Here is a 16,186-nt window from a genome sequence, read left to right as displayed (position 1 = left end):
AAAGGACTGAGATGCAGCGCAGAAACAACTGCCCCTGGTGCGTCCACACCCGGGCCGTGGTCTGGGAGCAGCGGATCTGGCAGGGCGAGAACGTCGAGACGGTCGCGGCGGATACGCCGTTCAGTCTGGACGCGGCGCACCTTCACGTGCGGGACCACATGGGACTGGTGCTCTCGGCGGAGCCGCTCATCACGTCGGTGCCGTCGGTGTCGCAGGCCGCGCCGATCCCGGCCGCCCCCGCACCGGACGCGCCCGCCTCCACCGGGTCCGCACCGTCCGTCGCGGCCTACGCGGCTGATCTACTCAAGCTGGCATCGCAGGTGGTGGCCGCCGCTGACGTGGCCGCCGAGCACGGCTCCCTCGAAAGTGCAATGCGAGAGATCGAGATCCGGGCCTCGGCGCTAGACGAAGTCGCGTCCTCTCTCGGCGTCGACATCCACGAGGCCGAGCAGATGTTGAACGAGGTCACAGCCACTGTGCGAGGTGCTCTGCGAGCTGGTGCCGCCGGGCTGGGCAACGACCTTGAATTCCTCGCCGTCGCGATCCGCGAAGAAGGCGGGCACCGCGTCGCCAACGACCTCGAACAGCGCATCCGCGCCCGCCAGCGCGCCTGACCCCAAGGAGCAGACATGATTCACCCCGACGACCTCCCGCCCCTCCGCACGACACCCATCGTCGAACCCCTCACCCTGAGCGCACCGCACGAGTTCCCCTTCACGGTGCACTTCTTCTCCTCCAAGACCGTGCTGCTCACGGGTATGCGGGGACACACGTTCGAGTTCGGTGACGAGCTACAGATCACCGCCGCGATCTACGAGCTGTCCAAGGACCGCAACGGGCAGAGCTGGCTCGACCTCATCGATGACACCTACGCGCAGATCGAGCGGTGGGGGAAGGTGCGCTACGCGCGCGGACCCTGGCCCGACGCTCTCCCTCGCGTCCAGGCCGGCTCACCGGAGGAAGCCGACCTGATCGCCCGCGAGTGGGCCGAGGCCTGGAAGCTACCGACCGAGGAGGGGCGGAACGAGGCGCGAGCTGCTCTGTACCGCAAGTACGGTTCCCCGCCCCAGACAAGCCGGCACCTCGGCTACCTGCCAGGAGACGCCGAGTGACCAACAACCGCTCCACCAATGAGGCCTTTCGCCTCAAGGTGATGATCAACCTTCTCCAAAGCCATCTCCGAGTCCTCGTCCCCGACGACGAGCAATCGCCCTACCGCGCCCTCCTTGCCGACACGGACGCCCACACAGATATCGCCGGGCTCGCACCGTGGATCGTGCACGTCCGCACCTCTGCGAGCGGCGAAAAGCTCTCCGAGATCGTCACCGACGTCACCGACGCCGCCCGCGCGGCCGGGAGCGACTGGGCCGTCGCCATCATGAACCGGCGCGGGTACCCCGTCGAAGACAGCTACGCCATCATGCCGCTACACGTCCTCACCCGCATCTTCCGCGGTGAGGCACCCCCACCCCTTCACCCCGGCACCGGCATCCCGGAGTGAAGGACAGAGGAGACAGGAGCTCCTCGAGCGGCGGCTGGCCTTTTGCCCTCCGCAGGCCAGCCGCCGCTCCCCGCTTCGCAGAAATAGAAGAAGGGTGCACCACCCAGGAGGCGATGCACCCTTCTTCTCTCTATGAACAGATCAGGTCAGCCGAACGACGTTCCCGCACCGACACCGGATGAGTCCGGGCCGGTACGAAGGAGAGAACGGGCCGAAGGTCCGCCGACAGTGGGGGCACGTGAGCGTCATGTAGCGCGTCATGATCGTCACCTACCGCGTCGGACGGATGATCTGGTAGGTCGTTCCAGGCCGCTGTCCCGGAGGAAACGGCTCACCCTGGACGCTGGTCACCTCGTTCGTGAGGCGCCCACCCTGGAACTGGCCGTAGATCCCGCTCTGCGGGACGCTCTGGCCGGGTCGGAAACTGGGCTTGCGAGTGGTCATATGACTACCCTTTCTTGCTTGGCCGAGCACCAAGAACCTCCACGGCGCGTCGATTGACCCGCCTGCATGTGGTGGTATTAGGGTAGAAGAACCATCACCTGGACAGTATTGGTGCCTTCGACCCCGAACCCGGTTCCCCCGGCTATCGGGGTTGTCGTGCTTCGGTACGAGAAAGCTTACCGGCGAGGTCTGTCGTTAAGAGCTACAAGTGGGCACCGAAGTTACACTCGTGTGATTCGGGTCATGACCCAGACGGGTTCTCCACAACTTCTCCACGACTTCGCTCACAGCTTCGCCATCCCCGATCCCTTCTCTCGCCTGGGATCCGCGAAGTTATCCACAGGATCGACGTCAGCCGACCCCATCGCCAAAAATTAACCTGGCTCGGCGTGTCTTCGGCGTGTCGCGGGGTGCTTCCAATACGTTTATCGGCCCTCACCGGTTCCATAGATCGGCTTGAGTAGCTCGCCGAGGTCGACTTCGAGGGCCATCGCGAGCCGGTACCAAGTGATCAATGTGCCGCTCGTGGCGGCTCTGTTCGGGTCTCTGCCTGGGCCAATCCTCGGCTTGCCCGACTCCAACGCCACCAGCGTTGCGCGACCCACCCCGGCAGCGGCTGCGAGAGCGTCGTAGGACATGCCGCGGCTGCGTCGTAGCTGAGCTAGATGAACGCGAAGTGCAGCGAGGTCGGGTTCGGGAATCGGACCATCGCTTGGCACCTATTCACTCAACTGACACCCGGGCCCCGCTGTGTTATGTCTAGTCATCAGAAATGATGTCTAGTCATCCTGATCCGAAGGAGCCTCATGTCAGGCGTAACACCAGGTCCTCCCGAAGGCTGGTACCTGAATCCCGAGCAGCCAGACACGCTTCGCTGGTGGGATGGTTCCACCTGGGGGCCGGTTGCTCCCAAGCCACCCCTGCCCCAAGCTCGCACGTCGGTGAGTGCGCCGCATCCGCAGACGCAGGCCTACCTCTCGCCGCCCGCCCCACCGGCCCCGCGTGCGGTCCCAGGAACGCCGGCGCAGGGATCTCAGGCCTTCTGGCACGAGGGTCCGGAGGGGCCCCGTCCCTCTCTGCCCCCCAAGGTCAAGACTCTGAATAGCGCATGGGCCTTCGCCGCCGCTGCGATTCTCGTGCCCTTCATGATGGGCTCGCACCGCATGTATCTCGGTCGGATCGGAACGGGCCTACTGATGCTCGCTATCTGGCTGATTCCGTTCCTGGTGGTCACGTTCGAGATCGAGGAACTCCTCTTCCTCGTCGTCGTCGCTCCGCTGGTCGTATTCCCCTGGTGGGTGGTCGACGTTGTCAGGCTCCGTCGCTTGGTCGAGGACGCGAACTATCGGTGACTTCGTGTTAACCCCCAGTCGTTACCGTGCGCCTGTGGGAGTGATTCAGAGGCCAGAACCCGCTCGTCCGCCGGCTCATCGCTGCAATGCTCCCGACGGCGAGCCCTTCGGCACAGTCTGGCGGTGCGACGAATGTCGCCGCGCATGGGTTCTTGTGGGGTCTGGCCGATCGCAGCTTCCAGTATGGGTGCCAGCCATTCGAGGCCCATTCGGTCGTTGGGGTCCCGGCCTTGGGGCCGCTCTCGTCTCCTGGTTGGTAGTAGCCGGCCTAGCTGGGGCGGCGCTGGTCGTGACTTTGGCGATGGTCGCGCTTCTATCCCGTGGACCGTACTAATGCGGGCGTCCTAATCCTTGCTTTTGAGAACGGCCGTCATCGGCCTTTCTCGCAACCGTCCGAGGTGCACCCGCGTATCTAAATCCTGTATCCAAAGTATTGCCGTCTCATCTGGGGTTTTCCTGACTTCTGATACCCCCCTAGGGTATAATTGGACGTGAGCAACCACCAGAGCATCGGCTACGTCCGAGTCAGCACGAGCAAGCAGACCACCGACCAGCAGCGCGACGCCCTCGAAGCGGCCGGAGTCACCCGGATCTTCGAAGACGTGATGAGCGGCGCACGCTCAGACCGTCCCGGCTTGAAAGCCCTCCTTGAGTACGCCCGAGAGGGCGACACCATCACCGTTGTCGCACTCGACCGCCTGGGCCGCTCCATGACGCACGTCATCCTCACCATTGAGGAGCTACAGGCCAGGGGCATCCTGATTCGCTCGCTACGCGAGGGAGTCGACTTCACCCAGCCCGTCGGTCGAATGCTCGCCGGAATCTTCGCCAGCCTCGCCGAATACGAGCGCGCCCTCATCCGAGAACGAGCCGAGGCGGCCCGAGAGGCAGCCCGCCTACGCGGCAAGCAGACCGGACGCCCCCGAGCACTGGATGAGGCGAAGGTCCGCCAAGCCTGGTCCCTCCGCGAAGCAGGTTTCACGCCCTCTGAGATCGCAGCGACGCTCAAGGTCAGCCGCGCCACCGTCTACCGGGCCTTCGACACCGCCAAGACCCTCGCCCACTGAACCGGGCGCTCAAGCGGGGAAGCGAAGCGACCACAAGGTAGCGCCGGGTAAACGCAGCCTGTGAATCGTTCGCCAAGGCGGACGCTCGACCCCGCTCACCTGTACAGACAAGGGGTGCGAAAGCCGCGCCCTCGAAGGAGGAGCACGAATGACCACAGAGCTGGTCGCCAAAGGAACGCGCCGAGCCCGCCGCAAATGGGGGAATGTGAAGCAACTCCCCTCCGGTCGCTTCCTTGCCCGCTATACCTCGCCCGAGGACGGTACGTTGCGGGCGATCAAGGGCACGTTCGCGACGCGCACGGAGGCTGAGTCTGCCCTGAACCGGACGCGGGTCGAAGTCGAAGACGGCGCTTGGGTCGATCCGAAGCGCGTCCCTACGCTTGCCGCCTATGTCGAACACTTCAACCTCGTTCGACGCACCCGCGACGGTGCCCCGGTAAAGCCCTCTACCCGCGTGCTCTCGGACGGCCAGTTCCGAAACTACATTCTTCCCGCATTCGGTCACCTCCGGCTCGACGCGATCACTCTGCCTGCGGTCAAGCGTTGGCACGCCCAACTCCCGCATAGCCCTTCGCATTCGAGGGCGGTGTACTCGCTCCTCCACACCGTCCTGGCGATGGCAGTCGAGGAGGAGTTGATTCGTAAGAACCCGTGTCGGGTTCGCGGAGCTGGGAGCGCCAACACGTACGAGGAGCGCCCGCTGCTCTCCCTGTCCCAGGCGGAGTCGATCATCGCTCTCATGCCTGCGCCCGAGAGGGCGATTGCAGACGTGGCGCTCCACACACAGGCGCGGCGTGGGGAGTTGCTCGCGCTTCGATGGAGCAACGTCGACCTGGAGGCCGGCACCCTTTTCATTCGGCGTACCCTCGCGGCCAACGGCTCGGAGGTGCCAACCAAATCGAAGCGAACCCGAACCATCACGCTTGACGACGAGACGATCGAGCTCCTCGGGTCCATGCGTCGAGGTGAGAGCGCTCGGGTCTTCGTTCGGGCTGATGGGTCGGAGATGCGGGAGTGGCACGTTGCCAGAGCCTGGGCGCGGGCGCGCGAGGAGGCAGGACTGCCCGGGGCCTGGTTCCACGACATGCGCCACACCGGGTTGACGGTTCTGTCCTACGAGGGCTTGCCCATCAAGGAACTGATGGCGCGAGCGGGACACTCGACCTCAGTCGCCTCTCTCAATTACCAGCACCGCGCGGAGTCAATGAAGCGATCGGCGTCCGACGCATTTGCGCGCGCGCTCTCGAAGGACCGGTCCACGCGCGCGCTCAGAACAGAGCGGGCGGCTCGGACGTGATCTGCGGGGCCAGCGGAGGAACAGTGCTCAGCGCTTCCCCCAGCTGAGCCGAGGTCCTGACGGGGTGAGCCCCCTTCCTCAGAAGGATGCGATTGCCTTCCGGCGTCTGATCGCCGAAGTCGACAACGAACACGGGGCGCCCCAGGTTCAGTGCGCCTTCGCCCGCCGCGAGCGTTCCGCCACGCTCCCCGGCTTCAATTACAAGTAGCGACTTGGACAGACCGTAGATGATGGCGTTTCGGGCCATTGCGGCATGTGCCTGCCAAGTCTGGCTAGGTGCGAACTGCGAGAGAACCAGTGTCCTGCTGAGGTCGAAGTCCTTCGCGAAGTCGCGCTTGATACGGAAGTAGTCGAAGCCCTCAGCGAGCACGATGACAGTGTTGCCGCCGTTCTTGAGCGCCGCCAAGTGCGTTGCAGTGTCGACGCCCTTGGCGTAACCCGACACCACTGTGAGGCCCATGCTGCTCACAGTCGCACCGCACTTGTCGGCCGCGTTCAGGCCAGCGGCGCTGACGTTACGAGATCCGCACATGCCGACGCCGTCCTCATAGAGCAGCGCCTTGTTGCCCTTGTAGAAGATGACGGGCATGAGCGGCTTGCCATCTTGAACGAGCGCGGTAGGAAAGTCCTCCTGCCCGAAGATGACGACACCAATCCCGTCGTTGCGAAGCGCGATCGCCTTCCGCTGTACGTCCATGCGCGACTCCTCGCTCATGGACTCGAATGCCTTGGCGAACGCGTCGAGCCCATCGGAACGGAGCGCACCAGTGATGCGCGCGGGCGTGCGAATCTGCTCGAAGGCCGCCAGAGCGAGCTCGAGTGTGTGAACGGATACGTCGACTGTCATCGCCTGATTGTTCTAGCTACCGTGAGCGCGAATACCCGGTCGGCACCGGCTCTCTTGGCTGCGGCGGCGGCGCCCGAGGCGCTGCCCCCTGTGTGAAATACGTCGTCCAACACGATCACATCTCCGCTGAGTTGTCCCTGGACGGTGAACATGTCGGTAAGGTCCTGCGGCGATTCCTTCTGCTGTGCGCGCGGGCCGGGGGAGGTTGTCTCAACGAAGGGAATGCCGACCTTGGCCGCCACCTCGCGCGCCAGGACTTCGCCAAAGCTCTGCCCGTCGGCCTTGTGGCCCGGTGCCGTGATGATGGCCGTTGCATTGCGGTACAGCGGGTGAGTATTGATGAAGAGCACGAGGGCCTTGATCATCAGGCGCCGCGAGTTCATGGAGTTGCTCCACGTCGGCTGCGACGCGTGCTTCGTTGTGTTGATCCAATACCCCGCCGTCGTGCGCTTCAGCTCGTCCTCGTCGTCCGGCTGGTAGTACCAGTCGAGGGCGATGGTGAGATCCACGTGTTCGGGATTCGGGATGCTCAGGACAAGTGTGAGCATCTCCAGAAAGTCCTCGACTCCGTCGGGGGCTTCGCCCGCGAAACCCCAGCCGTGGCTGTACTTCTTCGCAGTCTCTTCCTTAAGTGGGCCACTACGACCGAGGTGGCCGTAGGTCATGTCGATCTGCTCTGCAATCCACGGCGGGCACTCGACGACGAGCACCTGGCCCGTGCTCACGTCGCGAAGCTCATACCTTTCGAGCTTCGACCCTCGCGTGTCCCACTTGTAGCTGTGGCGGTCAATACTAAAGATCGACATGGTTCCCCCCCGGGCGGCATCGTTGAGCCTTTTCGCGAAGGTTACATCGAACGTCCGACACGGGCCCGGATCGGCTCTGCCGGATCTGGCACGCTAATGGCACGCGGCCTGTCAGACGCCGCCCGCCGGGCGGTCTCCTCTAGAGAGAGCTGGGAAGAGGTACTGGAGGGGCTGACGGGAATCGAACCCGCGCTGTCTGCTTGGGAAGCAGAAGTTCTGCCATTGAACTACAGCCCCGAGCGCCGTGAGGCACTTCCGCCAGCATAACAGCGTCTTCCGTGGCATCCGGGTCGGGGTTCGGCGTCGAGCGCACACGATCCGTGCGAGAGCACACGTCGGGGTCGCACGGGACGTGTGCGTTCGCACGGAACGTGTGCTCTCGACGGTGCGCGCCGACCCCACGCCCTAGGCTGGGCGCGTGCTGCTCTCCGACCGCGACATCCGAGCCGAACTCGCCGACGGACGCCTGGGGCTCGACCCCTTCGATCCGGCCATGGTGCAGCCGTCGAGCGTCGACGTGCGCCTCGACCGGTACTTCCGGCTGTTCGACAACCACAAGTACCCGTTCATCGACCCCGCCGAGGATCAGCCCGAGCTCACGCGTCTCATCGAGGTCGAGCCGGACGAGCCGTTCATCCTGCACCCGGGCGAGTTCGCGCTGGGCTCGACATTCGAGCGCGTCACGCTGCCGGACGACGTCGCCGCGCGTCTCGAGGGCAAGTCGTCGCTCGGACGCCTGGGGCTGCTCACCCACTCGACCGCCGGATTCATCGACCCGGGATTCTCGGGGCACGTCACGCTCGAGCTCTCCAACGTCGCGACCCTGCCGATCAAGCTCTGGCCGGGCATGAAGATCGGGCAGGTCTGCTACTTCCGCCTGACCTCCCCCGCCGAGAACCCGTACGGTTCGGGGCCCTACGGCAACCGCTACCAGGGCCAGCGCGGCCCGACGGCCTCGCGCTCGGCTCTGAACTTCCACCGCACGAACGTCGGCACGACCGACGCCGGCTCCGCCGGACGCTGAACCGCACGCAGAACAGCCCCGTCGAGGTGACCTCGACGGGGCTGTTCTGTCGTGTTGGCGCGGCGCGGTTAGTGCGCGCGGCGCCGTGCGCGGCGATAAACGCGATTCCCGCGCAGAAACGCGACGTCCACGTGTTTCTCGTCGCGGAGGGCGTTTATCGCCGATCACGCGGATGCCGCGGGCTGACCGGATGCCGCCGGTTCACTCGGATGCCGAGGGCTCACCGGATGCCGCGGGCTCAGCGGATGCCGAACCTTCGCGGCCGCGGCTGAACCCGGCGTCGAAGCCGCGCTCGTAGGCGCGCTGCGCCGCCCGGTGGCCCCGGTCGTCGTGCCCGTGCCGTCCGTGGTGCGCGTGCCCGCCGTGGCGGGGGTCGCATCCGCGTCCGTGGTGGGGACGGTCGTGCTCTTCGGTGCCGCGCTCGCGGGGGCCGAAGCCGTCCGCGTCGGGGCGGGGGCCGCGCGGGCCGGGGCCGAAGCCGGGGCCGAAGCCCGGGCCGAAGCCGCGCCCGAACGGGCCGAAGCCGCGCATGCCGGGGCCGCGACCCCCGCGTCCGCGGGGGCCGAACGGCGCCGCGTCCGAGTCGTCGAGGCCGAGCGCCGCCGACACCGTGTTGAGGGCGGCGACGAGACGTTCGAGCTCTTCGGCGGGGACGTCGGCGAGGAGCGCCGAGCGGTCGGCATCCAGGCGGTCGAGGATCTCGCGACCCTCGGTGGTCAGAGACCAGCCGTCGTCGGTGCGCTCGATCCACCCCCGCTCAGCGAGGGCGGTGACGCGCTTGCCGCCGCGGGCGAGGCGCTCGGCGATCCAGGGAGCGTCGATGCGGCCGTCGATCGCGCGCAGTACGAGGACGGTCTTGGGGTGCAGGTCGCTGTCGCGCAGCTGCGCGAACAGGCGGTGGTGCAGCGCGTGCCCGACCGTGGTGAGGCGATGGGCGAGGCTGCGGGGGTCCAAAGGTGTGGAGGTGTTCATGGGGTGGTCCTTTCGTGTGGCGGGAGATCCGCCGGTTACATGTCATGTGACAACGGATGTACTGTGACATGTATTCCGGATGCTTGTCAAGCGACATGTAAAATCGAGTCCATGACCGCCGACCCCGCCGACGAGATCGCCGCTGCCCTCGCCAAACTCCGCGGTCGGCGGCCGCGCCCCCCGTTCGCCGGAGGCTTCGGCGGCCCCCACGCCCACGAACACCGGGGCCACGGTCCGCACCCGTTCCACGGCGGCCCGCCGTGGGCCGACCCCGGCCAGGGGCGGTTCGCCGGCGTCGCTCGCCTGCGGATGCTCGACGCCCTCGTCTCGGCATCCGGTCCGTTGTCGGTCAGCGGGATCGCTGACGCGGTCGGCGTCGATCAGCCCCGCGCGTCACGCCTCGTGCAGCAGGGCGTGCAGATGCGCCTCGTCGAGCGCGAGCCCGACCCCGACGACGCCCGCCGCACGCGCGTGCGGCTCACCGCCGAGGGCGAGCGCCTCGTCTCGAGCCTCCGGGGGAGGCGGCGGGATGCCGTGCGCTCCGCGCTCGAGTCCTTCACCGACGCCGAGCGCGCCGACTTCGCCCGCCTCCTGGCGAAATTCGCCGACGCCTGGCCGCAGGACTGACGCCGCGGCATCCCAGACACCAGAACAGGGGATGCCGCCGGAACAGGCCGATCTCGACGGAATCGCCCTGTTCTCGGCGCATGGCCTGTTCTCGTGGCGCCGACGCCGACGCCGACGCCGACGCCGACGCCGAAGCCGACGCCCAAACCCAGGCCGCCCGCAGGCCGCGTGTCAGCGGATCTCGGCGCCGCGGTTCTGCACGGGAATCATCAGCGCCAGGCCCACGGCGAGGATCAGCACGATCCCCACGATGCCGAGGCGGGTGTCGCCGGTGAGTCCGACGAACAGCGCGAACAGCCCGGGCGCGAGGAACGACACCGCGCGGCCGGTCGTGGCGTAGAGGCCGAAGATCTCACCCTCGCGGCCCTCCGGCGTCGCCCGCGAGAGATAGGTGCGGCTCGCCGACTGGACGGGGCCGACGAAGAGTCCGAGGCCGAGGCCCACGACCCAGAACAGCGGTTGCGAGGTGCCGATCAGCAGCATCGCGCAGCCCAGCACGATGAGTCCGGCGAGCGAGACGACGATGACGCGTTTCGGGCCGAAGCGGTCGTCGAGGCGTCCGGCGAACATCGTGCTGATGCCGGCGACGACGTTCGCGGCGACGGCGAAATACAGCACCTCGGTCGACGAGAACCCGAACACCTGCGCCGCGATGATCGCGCCGAACGTGAACACGCCGGCCAGGCCGTCGCGGAAGATCGCGCTGGCGATGAGGAACAGCAGCACCGGGCGGCTGTCGCGCCAGAGCGAGCGCAGCGTCCCCCACAGCAGCACGTACGACTGGAAGAAGCCCACCCGCACCTTCCGGTTCTGCGCCGGGATCTCGGGCACGCGCACGAGCACCGGGATCGCGAACGCCGCGAACCACACCGCGGATGCCAGCACCGCCAGCCGCACGTTGAGGCCGCCGTCCTTCGGCACGGCGAGCAGGCCCGCGGCATCCGGGTTCCCGAACCCCTGGATGAACAGGATCAGCAGCAGGAGGAGGAGCACGATCCCGCCGACGTAACCCATGCCCCAGCCGAAGCCCGAGACGCGGCCGATGTTCTCGCGCGTGGAGACCTGCGACAGCATCGCGTAGTAGTTGACGCTCGCGAACTCGAAGAAGACGTTGCCGACGGCCAGCAGCGTCGCCCCGAGGATCAGGTACTGCGGAGTGCCCTCGACGAACACCATCGCCGCCATCGCCAGCACGATGACGCCGGTGTTGACGGCGAGCCAGAGCTTGCGCCGACCCGAGCCGTCGCTGCGCTGACCGAGCACCGGGGCGAGGAGCGCGACCGCGATGCCCGCGATCATCAGCGCGGTGCCGACGAGGCTCGCGTTCTCGGCCAGCGCCTTCACCAGCGCGGGGTTGCGGTCGTCGTCGCCGGCGGCCGCGACGATCGCGGGGTCCACGAACAGCGAGCTCGACAGGTAGGTGCTGAAGACGAAGGTCGTGACGACCGCGTTGAACGCCGCCGAACCCCAGTCCCACAGCGCCCAGGCCAGGACGGGGCGCTTGCCGTCGGTGGAGGGGAGGGATGCCGCGGGGGCGGCGCCGGGAGTGGACATGTCGCTCACGCTAGGACCCTTCGGTGAACGCGCGGAGACGTTCGGCGCGGACGCGCCGTCGGCGGCGCGTGGGCTCAGGGTAGACCCTCGTGCGGCCTCGAACGGGGGTTTCCCGGGGTGGCGCACTACCGTGGAGTCATGGCATCCGAAAACCCCGTCCCCTCCGAAGAGGCGGACACCGCCCCCGAGCAGCTCACCTTCGCCGACCTGGGACTGGATGCCGCCGTGCTCAAGGCCCTCAAGGACGTCGGCTACGAGACCCCGTCGGCCATCCAGGCCGCCACGATCCCCGTCCTCCTGCAGGGCCGCGACGTCGTCGGCCTCGCCCAGACCGGTACCGGCAAGACCGCCGCGTTCGCCCTCCCGGTGCTGTCGCAGATGGAGACCGGGCACAAGAACCCGCAGGCCCTCGTGCTCGCCCCGACCCGCGAGCTCGCGCTGCAGGTGTGCGAGGCGTTCGAGAAGTACGCCGCGCACATCAAGGGCGTCTCGGTGCTCCCCGTGTACGGCGGTCAGGGCTACGGTCAGCAGCTGTCGGCGCTCCGCCGCGGCGTCGACATCGTCGTGGGTACGCCCGGTCGCATCATGGACCACCTCGACAAGGGCACCCTCGACCTCAGCGAGCTGAAGTACCTCGTGCTCGACGAGGCCGACGAGATGCTGAAGATGGGCTTTGCAGAGGACGTCGAGACGATCCTCGCCGACACCCCGTCCACCAAGCAGGTCGCGCTGTTCTCGGCGACGATGCCGGCGCAGATCCGCCGCATCTCGGCGCAGTACCTCAATGACCCCGAAGAGATCACGGTCAAGACCAAGACCACGACCTCGGCGAACATCACGCAGCGGTACCTCGTCGTGTCGTACCAGCAGAAGATCGATGCGCTGACCCGCATCCTCGAGGTCGAGAACTTCGAGGGCATGATCGTCTTCACCCGCACGAAGAACGAGACCGAGACGGTCGCCGAGAAGCTGCGTGCCCGCGGCTACACCGCCGCCGCCATCAACGGTGACGTCGCGCAGGTGCAGCGCGAGCGCACGGTCAACCAGCTGAAGTCGGGCAAGCTCGACATCCTCGTCGCGACCGACGTCGCCGCGCGCGGCCTCGACGTCGAGCGCATCAGCCACGTCGTCAACTACGACCTCCCGATCGACACCGAGTCGTACGTGCACCGCATCGGCCGCACCGGACGTGCCGGACGAACCGGGGATGCCATCAGCTTCGTGACCCCGCGCGAGCGTCGCATGCTGACCGCGATCGAGAAGGCCACCCGCCAGCCGCTGACGGAGATGTCGCTGCCGAGCGTCGACGACGTCAACGCCACGCGCCTCACCCGGTTCGACGACGCGATCACCACCGCGCTCGAGGACACCGCCGCGATTGCGACCTTCCGCGACGTGGTCGCCCACTACGTCGCGCACCACGACGTGCCCGAGGCCGACGTGGCCGCGGCGCTCGCCGTGGTCGCGCAGGGTGACACGCCGCTGCTGATGGAGGAGGAGACGATCTCGCAGCCGCGCTTCGACCGGGATCGCGACCGCGACCGCGCGCCCCGCGAGGGCGGGGAGCGCCGCGAACGCCGTGACAGCGACGGCCGGTTCGCCACGTACCGGATCGCCGTCGGGCGTCGGCAGCGGGTCGAGCCGCGCCAGATCGTCGGGGCGCTCGCGAACGAGGGGGGCCTCCGCCGCAACGACTTCGGCGCCATCCAGATCCGCCAGGACTTCTCGCTCGTGGAGCTTCCGGCCGACCTCTCGCGCGACACCCTCAACCGGCTGACCGACACCCGCATCTCGGGCGTCCTCATCGACCTGCGCCTGGATCAGGGCGGCCGGTCCGCGAAGCGCACCGAGCGTCCGCAGCGGCGCTCGTACGATCGCGACTGAGCCCGCGGCATCCCTTCTTCGACGCCCTCGCGACCTGCCTGGTCGCGGGGGCGTCGTGGTTCGCGGCCGCTTTGGGGCGCGTTTGTGCGTTCGGGGCGTGGATTTTCGCGCCCCAACCGCACAAACGCGCCCCAAACCCGTGGATGCCGGCTCCAGGCGTCCCGACCCGCCAGTGCAGAAGTTGAGCCAATTCATATCAAGTCTGCTTGACGCCTCGAGACACCTGCGTTAGCCTTGAGTCATCGCGGCTCAACCCGCGCAGCAGACTTCACGAAACCCCGAGTCGTGGCATCCGCCCGGCTCATGATCAAGGAGACACATATGCCACGTGCAGTGGGAATCGACCTCGGGACGACCAACTCCGTCGTGAGCGTGCTCGAGGGTGGCGAGCCCAAGGTCATCGCCAACGCCGAGGGCTTCCGCACGACCCCCTCGGTCGTCGCTTTCACCAAGGACGGCGAGGTGCTCGTCGGTGAGACCGCCAAGCGCCAGGCCGTCACCAACGTCGACCGCACCGTTTCGTCCGTCAAGCGCCACATGGGCACGAACTGGACGTTCGACGTCGACGGCAAGAAGTGGACGCCGCAGGAGATCTCCGCGCGCATCCTCCAGAAGCTCAAGCGCGACGCCGAGGAGTACCTGGGCGACAGCGTGACGGATGCCGTCATCACGGTGCCCGCGTACTTCAACGACGCCGAGCGCCAGGCGACGAAGGAGGCCGGCGAGATCGCGGGCCTGAACGTCCTGCGCATCATCAACGAGCCCACCGCCGCCGCTCTCGCGTACGGCCTCGACAAGGGCAAGGAGGACGAGCTCATCCTCGTCTTCGACCTCGGTGGCGGAACGTTCGACGTGTCGCTGCTCGAGGTGGGCAAGGACGACGACTTCTCGACCATCCAGGTGCGCGCCACCGCCGGTGACAACCGCCTCGGTGGAGACGATTGGGACCAGCGCGTCGTCGACTACCTCATCAAGCAGTTCAAGGACACCACCGGTGTCGACGTCTCGGGTGACAAGATCGCCCTCCAGCGCCTCAAGGAGGCCGCGGAGCAGGCGAAGAAGGAGCTGTCGAGCTCGACCTCGACCTCCATCAACCTGCCCTACCTCTCGCTGACCGACTCGGGCCCCGTTTCGCTGTCCGAGACGCTCACCCGCGCGAAGTTCGAGGACCTCACCAAGGACCTCCTCGACCGCACCCGCAAGCCCTTCTCGGACGTCATCCGTGAGGCAGGCGTCAAGGTCGACGACATCGCGCACGTGGTGCTCGTCGGTGGCTCGACCCGCATGCCCGCGGTCGCCGAGCTGGTGAAGAAGGAGACCGGTCGCGACGCGAACAAGGGCGTCAACCCCGACGAGGTCGTGGCCGTGGGCGCAGCGCTCCAGGCCGGTGTCCTCAAGGGTGAGCGCAAGGACGTGCTGCTCATCGACGTCACCCCCCTGAGCCTCGGCATCGAGACCAAGGGCGGCATCATGACCAAGCTCATCGAGCGCAACACCGCCATCCCGACCAAGCGCAGCGAGACCTTCACCACCGCCGACGACAACCAGCCGTCGGTCGCGATCCAGGTCTTCCAGGGCGAGCGCGAGTTCACCCGCGACAACAAGCCGCTGGGCACCTTCGAGCTCACCGGCATCGCCCCGGCTCCCCGTGGCATCCCGCAGGTCGAGGTCACCTTCGACATCGACGCCAACGGCATCGTGCACGTGTCCGCGAAGGACAAGGGCACGGGCAAGGAGCAGTCGATGACCATCACGGGCGGCTCGTCGCTGCCCAAGGAGGACATCGAGCGCATGGTGCGCGAGGCCGAGGAGAACGCGGCGGAGGACAAGAAGCGCCGCGAGTCCGCCGAGACCCGCAACCAGGCCGAGACCCTGTCGTACTCGATCGAGAAGCTGATCAAGGACAACGAGGACAAGCTGCCCGAAGAGGTCAAGACCGAGGTCCAGGCCGACGTCGACGCCCTCAAGACGGCGCTCGCCGGTGACGACGACGACGCGGTCAAGACCGCGTTCGACAAGCTCAACGCGAGCCAGGGCAAGCTCGGCGAGGCGATCTACGCGTCGTCGCAGGCCCAGGGCGAGCAGGCCGACCCGAACGTCGGCCAGCCCGGCAACGGTGAGACGCCGAACCCCGAGGAAGACGTCATCGACGCCGAAGTCGTCGACGACGAGACCGACGAGAAGAAGTAAGCGACAGAACTGATGGCACACAAGGACGACGAACAGCCCCAGGGCTCGGGCGCCGGTCCTGACGAGACGACGGGGCCGGAGGAGAACACCTCCGGCCCCGCGCCGTCGGGCGAGCAGACCCCGGATGCCGAGGGCCTCACGATCGAGGACATCCTCGGCGCCGAGCAGACCCCCGAGGCCGCCGCAGAGGGGGCGTCCTCCGACAAGGAGGCCTCGCTCCTGATCGACCTCAAGCGCCTGCAGGCCGAGTACGCCAACTACCGTCGGCGCACCGAGGAGCAGCGCGAGCGCGAGATCGAACGCGCGAAGGGCGAGGCCGTGAAGGGCCTCCTGCCCGTCATGGACGACCTCGACCGTGCTGAGAAGCACGGCGACCTCGTCGAGGGCACGCCCTTCGCGGCGATCGGCGACAAGGTGCGGGCCGTGGCCGAGCGACTCGGCGTGGTCTCGTACGGCACCGCCGGCGAGCCCTTCGACCCGCAGCAGCACGAGGCGATCTTCCAAGCGCCCACCCCGGGCGTGACCCAGGCGACGGTGCTCGAGGTCGTCGAGGTGGGGTACCGCCTCGGCTCCGTCGAGCTGCGACCGGCCAAGGTCGTCGTCGCCGTGCCGGTCGAGTAG

Annotated in this window: 17 protein-coding genes, 1 tRNA gene and 1 pseudogene; 12 read left to right on the top strand and 7 right to left on the bottom strand. The window is 67.3% G+C overall.

All coding sequences use genetic code 11. From position 1 onward, the window contains the following. Positions 1-11 precede the first annotated feature (11 nt). The 3 genes from QM517_RS10040 to QM517_RS10030 are packed head-to-tail and all read left to right on the top strand — an operon-like array spanning position 12 to position 1,501. The gene (locus QM517_RS10040; protein ID WP_283287107.1) at positions 12-614 is read left to right on the top strand and encodes a hypothetical protein; all 603 of its coding nucleotides are present in this window, start codon (positions 12-14) and stop codon (positions 612-614) included. Positions 615-629: 15 nt separating this feature from the next. Next, on the top strand, positions 630-1,112 hold the full coding sequence (locus QM517_RS10035) for a hypothetical protein (protein ID WP_283287105.1): 483 nt from the start codon (positions 630-632) through the stop codon (positions 1,110-1,112). 41 nt (positions 1,113-1,153) lie between these two features. Continuing rightward, entirely contained in the window at positions 1,154-1,501 is a 348-nt protein-coding gene (locus QM517_RS10030; protein WP_283287104.1) for a hypothetical protein, read from the top strand. A gap of 270 nt (positions 1,502-1,771) precedes the next feature. Here QM517_RS10030 and QM517_RS10025 read toward each other — a convergent pair whose 3' ends face one another. Continuing rightward, on the bottom strand, positions 1,772-1,945 hold the full coding sequence (locus QM517_RS10025) for a hypothetical protein (protein WP_197462679.1): 174 nt from the start codon (positions 1,943-1,945) through the stop codon (positions 1,772-1,774). A gap of 425 nt (positions 1,946-2,370) precedes the next feature. Then, a complete protein-coding gene (locus tag QM517_RS18790) occupies positions 2,371-2,664 on the bottom strand; it encodes a helix-turn-helix transcriptional regulator (protein WP_063259101.1) in 294 nt (97 codons plus the stop codon). Positions 2,665-2,751: 87 nt separating this feature from the next. On the opposite strand from QM517_RS18790, the pseudogene QM517_RS18785 reads away from it, so the two are divergent. The 4 genes and pseudogenes from QM517_RS18785 to QM517_RS10010 all read left to right on the top strand — a co-directional run. After that, a pseudogene (locus QM517_RS18785) lies at positions 2,752-2,853 on the top strand (DUF2510 domain-containing protein); the annotation flags it as partial. Between the two features lie 288 nt (positions 2,854-3,141). Then, on the top strand, positions 3,142-3,297 hold the full coding sequence (locus QM517_RS10020; protein ID WP_156496150.1) for a hypothetical protein: 156 nt from the start codon (positions 3,142-3,144) through the stop codon (positions 3,295-3,297). Between the two features lie 491 nt (positions 3,298-3,788). Then, entirely contained in the window at positions 3,789-4,364 is a 576-nt protein-coding gene (locus QM517_RS10015) for a recombinase family protein (protein WP_283287099.1), read from the top strand. A 148-nt stretch (positions 4,365-4,512) separates the two neighbouring features. Next, positions 4,513-5,661 carry a tyrosine-type recombinase/integrase gene (locus QM517_RS10010; RefSeq protein WP_283287097.1) on the top strand — a complete coding sequence of 383 codons (1,149 nt, stop codon included), beginning with the start codon at positions 4,513-4,515 and terminating at the stop codon, positions 5,659-5,661. On the opposite strand, the gene QM517_RS10005 is transcribed toward QM517_RS10010, so the two are convergent. The 3 genes from QM517_RS10005 to QM517_RS09995 form a co-directional block, all read right to left on the bottom strand. Next, positions 5,633-6,508 (bottom strand): DNA-processing protein DprA, encoded by an 876-nt coding sequence (locus QM517_RS10005; RefSeq protein ID WP_283287095.1) that lies wholly within the window; start codon positions 6,506-6,508, stop codon positions 5,633-5,635. The two genes, QM517_RS10010 and QM517_RS10005, sit on opposite strands and share 29 nt — an antisense overlap. After that, positions 6,505-7,233 carry a hypothetical protein gene (locus QM517_RS10000; protein ID WP_283287093.1) on the bottom strand — a complete coding sequence of 243 codons (729 nt, stop codon included), beginning with the start codon at positions 7,231-7,233 and terminating at the stop codon, positions 6,505-6,507. Before QM517_RS10000 ends, QM517_RS10005 begins: the two co-directional genes overlap by 4 nt. 244 nt (positions 7,234-7,477) lie before the next feature. After that, positions 7,478-7,551, bottom strand: a tRNA-Gly gene (locus tag QM517_RS09995). Between the two features lie 181 nt (positions 7,552-7,732). On the opposite strand from QM517_RS09995, the gene dcd reads away from it, so the two are divergent. Then, the gene (dcd, locus tag QM517_RS09990; protein ID WP_283287091.1) at positions 7,733-8,338 is read left to right on the top strand and encodes a dCTP deaminase; all 606 of its coding nucleotides are present in this window, start codon (positions 7,733-7,735) and stop codon (positions 8,336-8,338) included. A gap of 201 nt (positions 8,339-8,539) precedes the next feature. On the opposite strand, the gene QM517_RS09985 is transcribed toward dcd, so the two are convergent. Next, positions 8,540-9,310, bottom strand: coding sequence for a MarR family winged helix-turn-helix transcriptional regulator (locus QM517_RS09985; protein ID WP_283287089.1), 771 nt, complete (start codon positions 9,308-9,310; stop codon positions 8,540-8,542). Positions 9,311-9,421: 111 nt separating this feature from the next. Between QM517_RS09985 and QM517_RS09980 the strand changes: the two genes are divergently transcribed. Continuing rightward, positions 9,422-9,937 (top strand): MarR family winged helix-turn-helix transcriptional regulator, encoded by a 516-nt coding sequence (locus tag QM517_RS09980; RefSeq protein ID WP_283287088.1) that lies wholly within the window; start codon positions 9,422-9,424, stop codon positions 9,935-9,937. A 171-nt stretch (positions 9,938-10,108) separates the two neighbouring features. On the opposite strand, the gene QM517_RS09975 is transcribed toward QM517_RS09980, so the two are convergent. Further along, positions 10,109-11,491 carry an MFS transporter gene (locus QM517_RS09975; protein ID WP_283287087.1) on the bottom strand — a complete coding sequence of 461 codons (1,383 nt, stop codon included), beginning with the start codon at positions 11,489-11,491 and terminating at the stop codon, positions 10,109-10,111. Positions 11,492-11,629: 138 nt separating this feature from the next. Here QM517_RS09975 and QM517_RS09970 point away from each other — a divergent pair, with 138 nt between their 5' ends. From QM517_RS09970 to grpE, 3 genes are all read left to right on the top strand, one after another. Then, positions 11,630-13,375 carry a DEAD/DEAH box helicase gene (locus tag QM517_RS09970; protein ID WP_077051244.1) on the top strand — a complete coding sequence of 582 codons (1,746 nt, stop codon included), beginning with the start codon at positions 11,630-11,632 and terminating at the stop codon, positions 13,373-13,375. 321 nt (positions 13,376-13,696) lie between these two features. Further along, on the top strand, positions 13,697-15,565 hold the full coding sequence (gene dnaK, locus QM517_RS09965) for a molecular chaperone DnaK (protein WP_283287084.1): 1,869 nt from the start codon (positions 13,697-13,699) through the stop codon (positions 15,563-15,565). 12 nt (positions 15,566-15,577) lie between these two features. Next, on the top strand, positions 15,578-16,186 hold the full coding sequence (gene grpE, locus QM517_RS09960; RefSeq protein WP_077051246.1) for a nucleotide exchange factor GrpE: 609 nt from the start codon (positions 15,578-15,580) through the stop codon (positions 16,184-16,186).

Source organism: Microbacterium sp. IEGM 1404 (assembly GCF_030056775.1).
In the GTDB taxonomy this organism is placed as follows: Bacteria; Actinomycetota; Actinomycetes; order Actinomycetales; family Microbacteriaceae; genus Microbacterium.
This window is presented reverse-complemented; position numbering and strand designations above follow the sequence as displayed.

Coding starts and splice junctions, on each gene's coding strand:
- QM517_RS10040 (WP_283287107.1), top strand. CDS start 12: ATGCAGCGCAGAAACAACTGCCCCTGGTGCGTCCACACCCGGGCCGTG.
- QM517_RS10035 (WP_283287105.1), top strand. CDS start 630: ATGATTCACCCCGACGACCTCCCGCCCCTCCGCACGACACCCATCGTC.
- QM517_RS10030 (WP_283287104.1), top strand. CDS start 1,154: ATGATCAACCTTCTCCAAAGCCATCTCCGAGTCCTCGTCCCCGACGAC.
- QM517_RS10025 (WP_197462679.1), bottom strand. CDS start 1,945: ATGACCACTCGCAAGCCCAGTTTCCGACCCGGCCAGAGCGTCCCGCAG.
- QM517_RS10020 (WP_156496150.1), top strand. CDS start 3,142: ATGCTCGCTATCTGGCTGATTCCGTTCCTGGTGGTCACGTTCGAGATC.
- QM517_RS10010 (WP_283287097.1), top strand. CDS start 4,513: ATGACCACAGAGCTGGTCGCCAAAGGAACGCGCCGAGCCCGCCGCAAA.
- QM517_RS10005 (WP_283287095.1), bottom strand. CDS start 6,508: ATGACAGTCGACGTATCCGTTCACACACTCGAGCTCGCTCTGGCGGCC.
- QM517_RS09985 (WP_283287089.1), bottom strand. CDS start 9,310: ATGAACACCTCCACACCTTTGGACCCCCGCAGCCTCGCCCATCGCCTC.
- QM517_RS09980 (WP_283287088.1), top strand. CDS start 9,422: ATGACCGCCGACCCCGCCGACGAGATCGCCGCTGCCCTCGCCAAACTC.
- QM517_RS09975 (WP_283287087.1), bottom strand. CDS start 11,491: ATGTCCACTCCCGGCGCCGCCCCCGCGGCATCCCTCCCCTCCACCGAC.
- QM517_RS09970 (WP_077051244.1), top strand. CDS start 11,630: ATGGCATCCGAAAACCCCGTCCCCTCCGAAGAGGCGGACACCGCCCCC.
- dnaK (WP_283287084.1), top strand. CDS start 13,697: ATGCCACGTGCAGTGGGAATCGACCTCGGGACGACCAACTCCGTCGTG.
- grpE (WP_077051246.1), top strand. CDS start 15,578: ATGGCACACAAGGACGACGAACAGCCCCAGGGCTCGGGCGCCGGTCCT.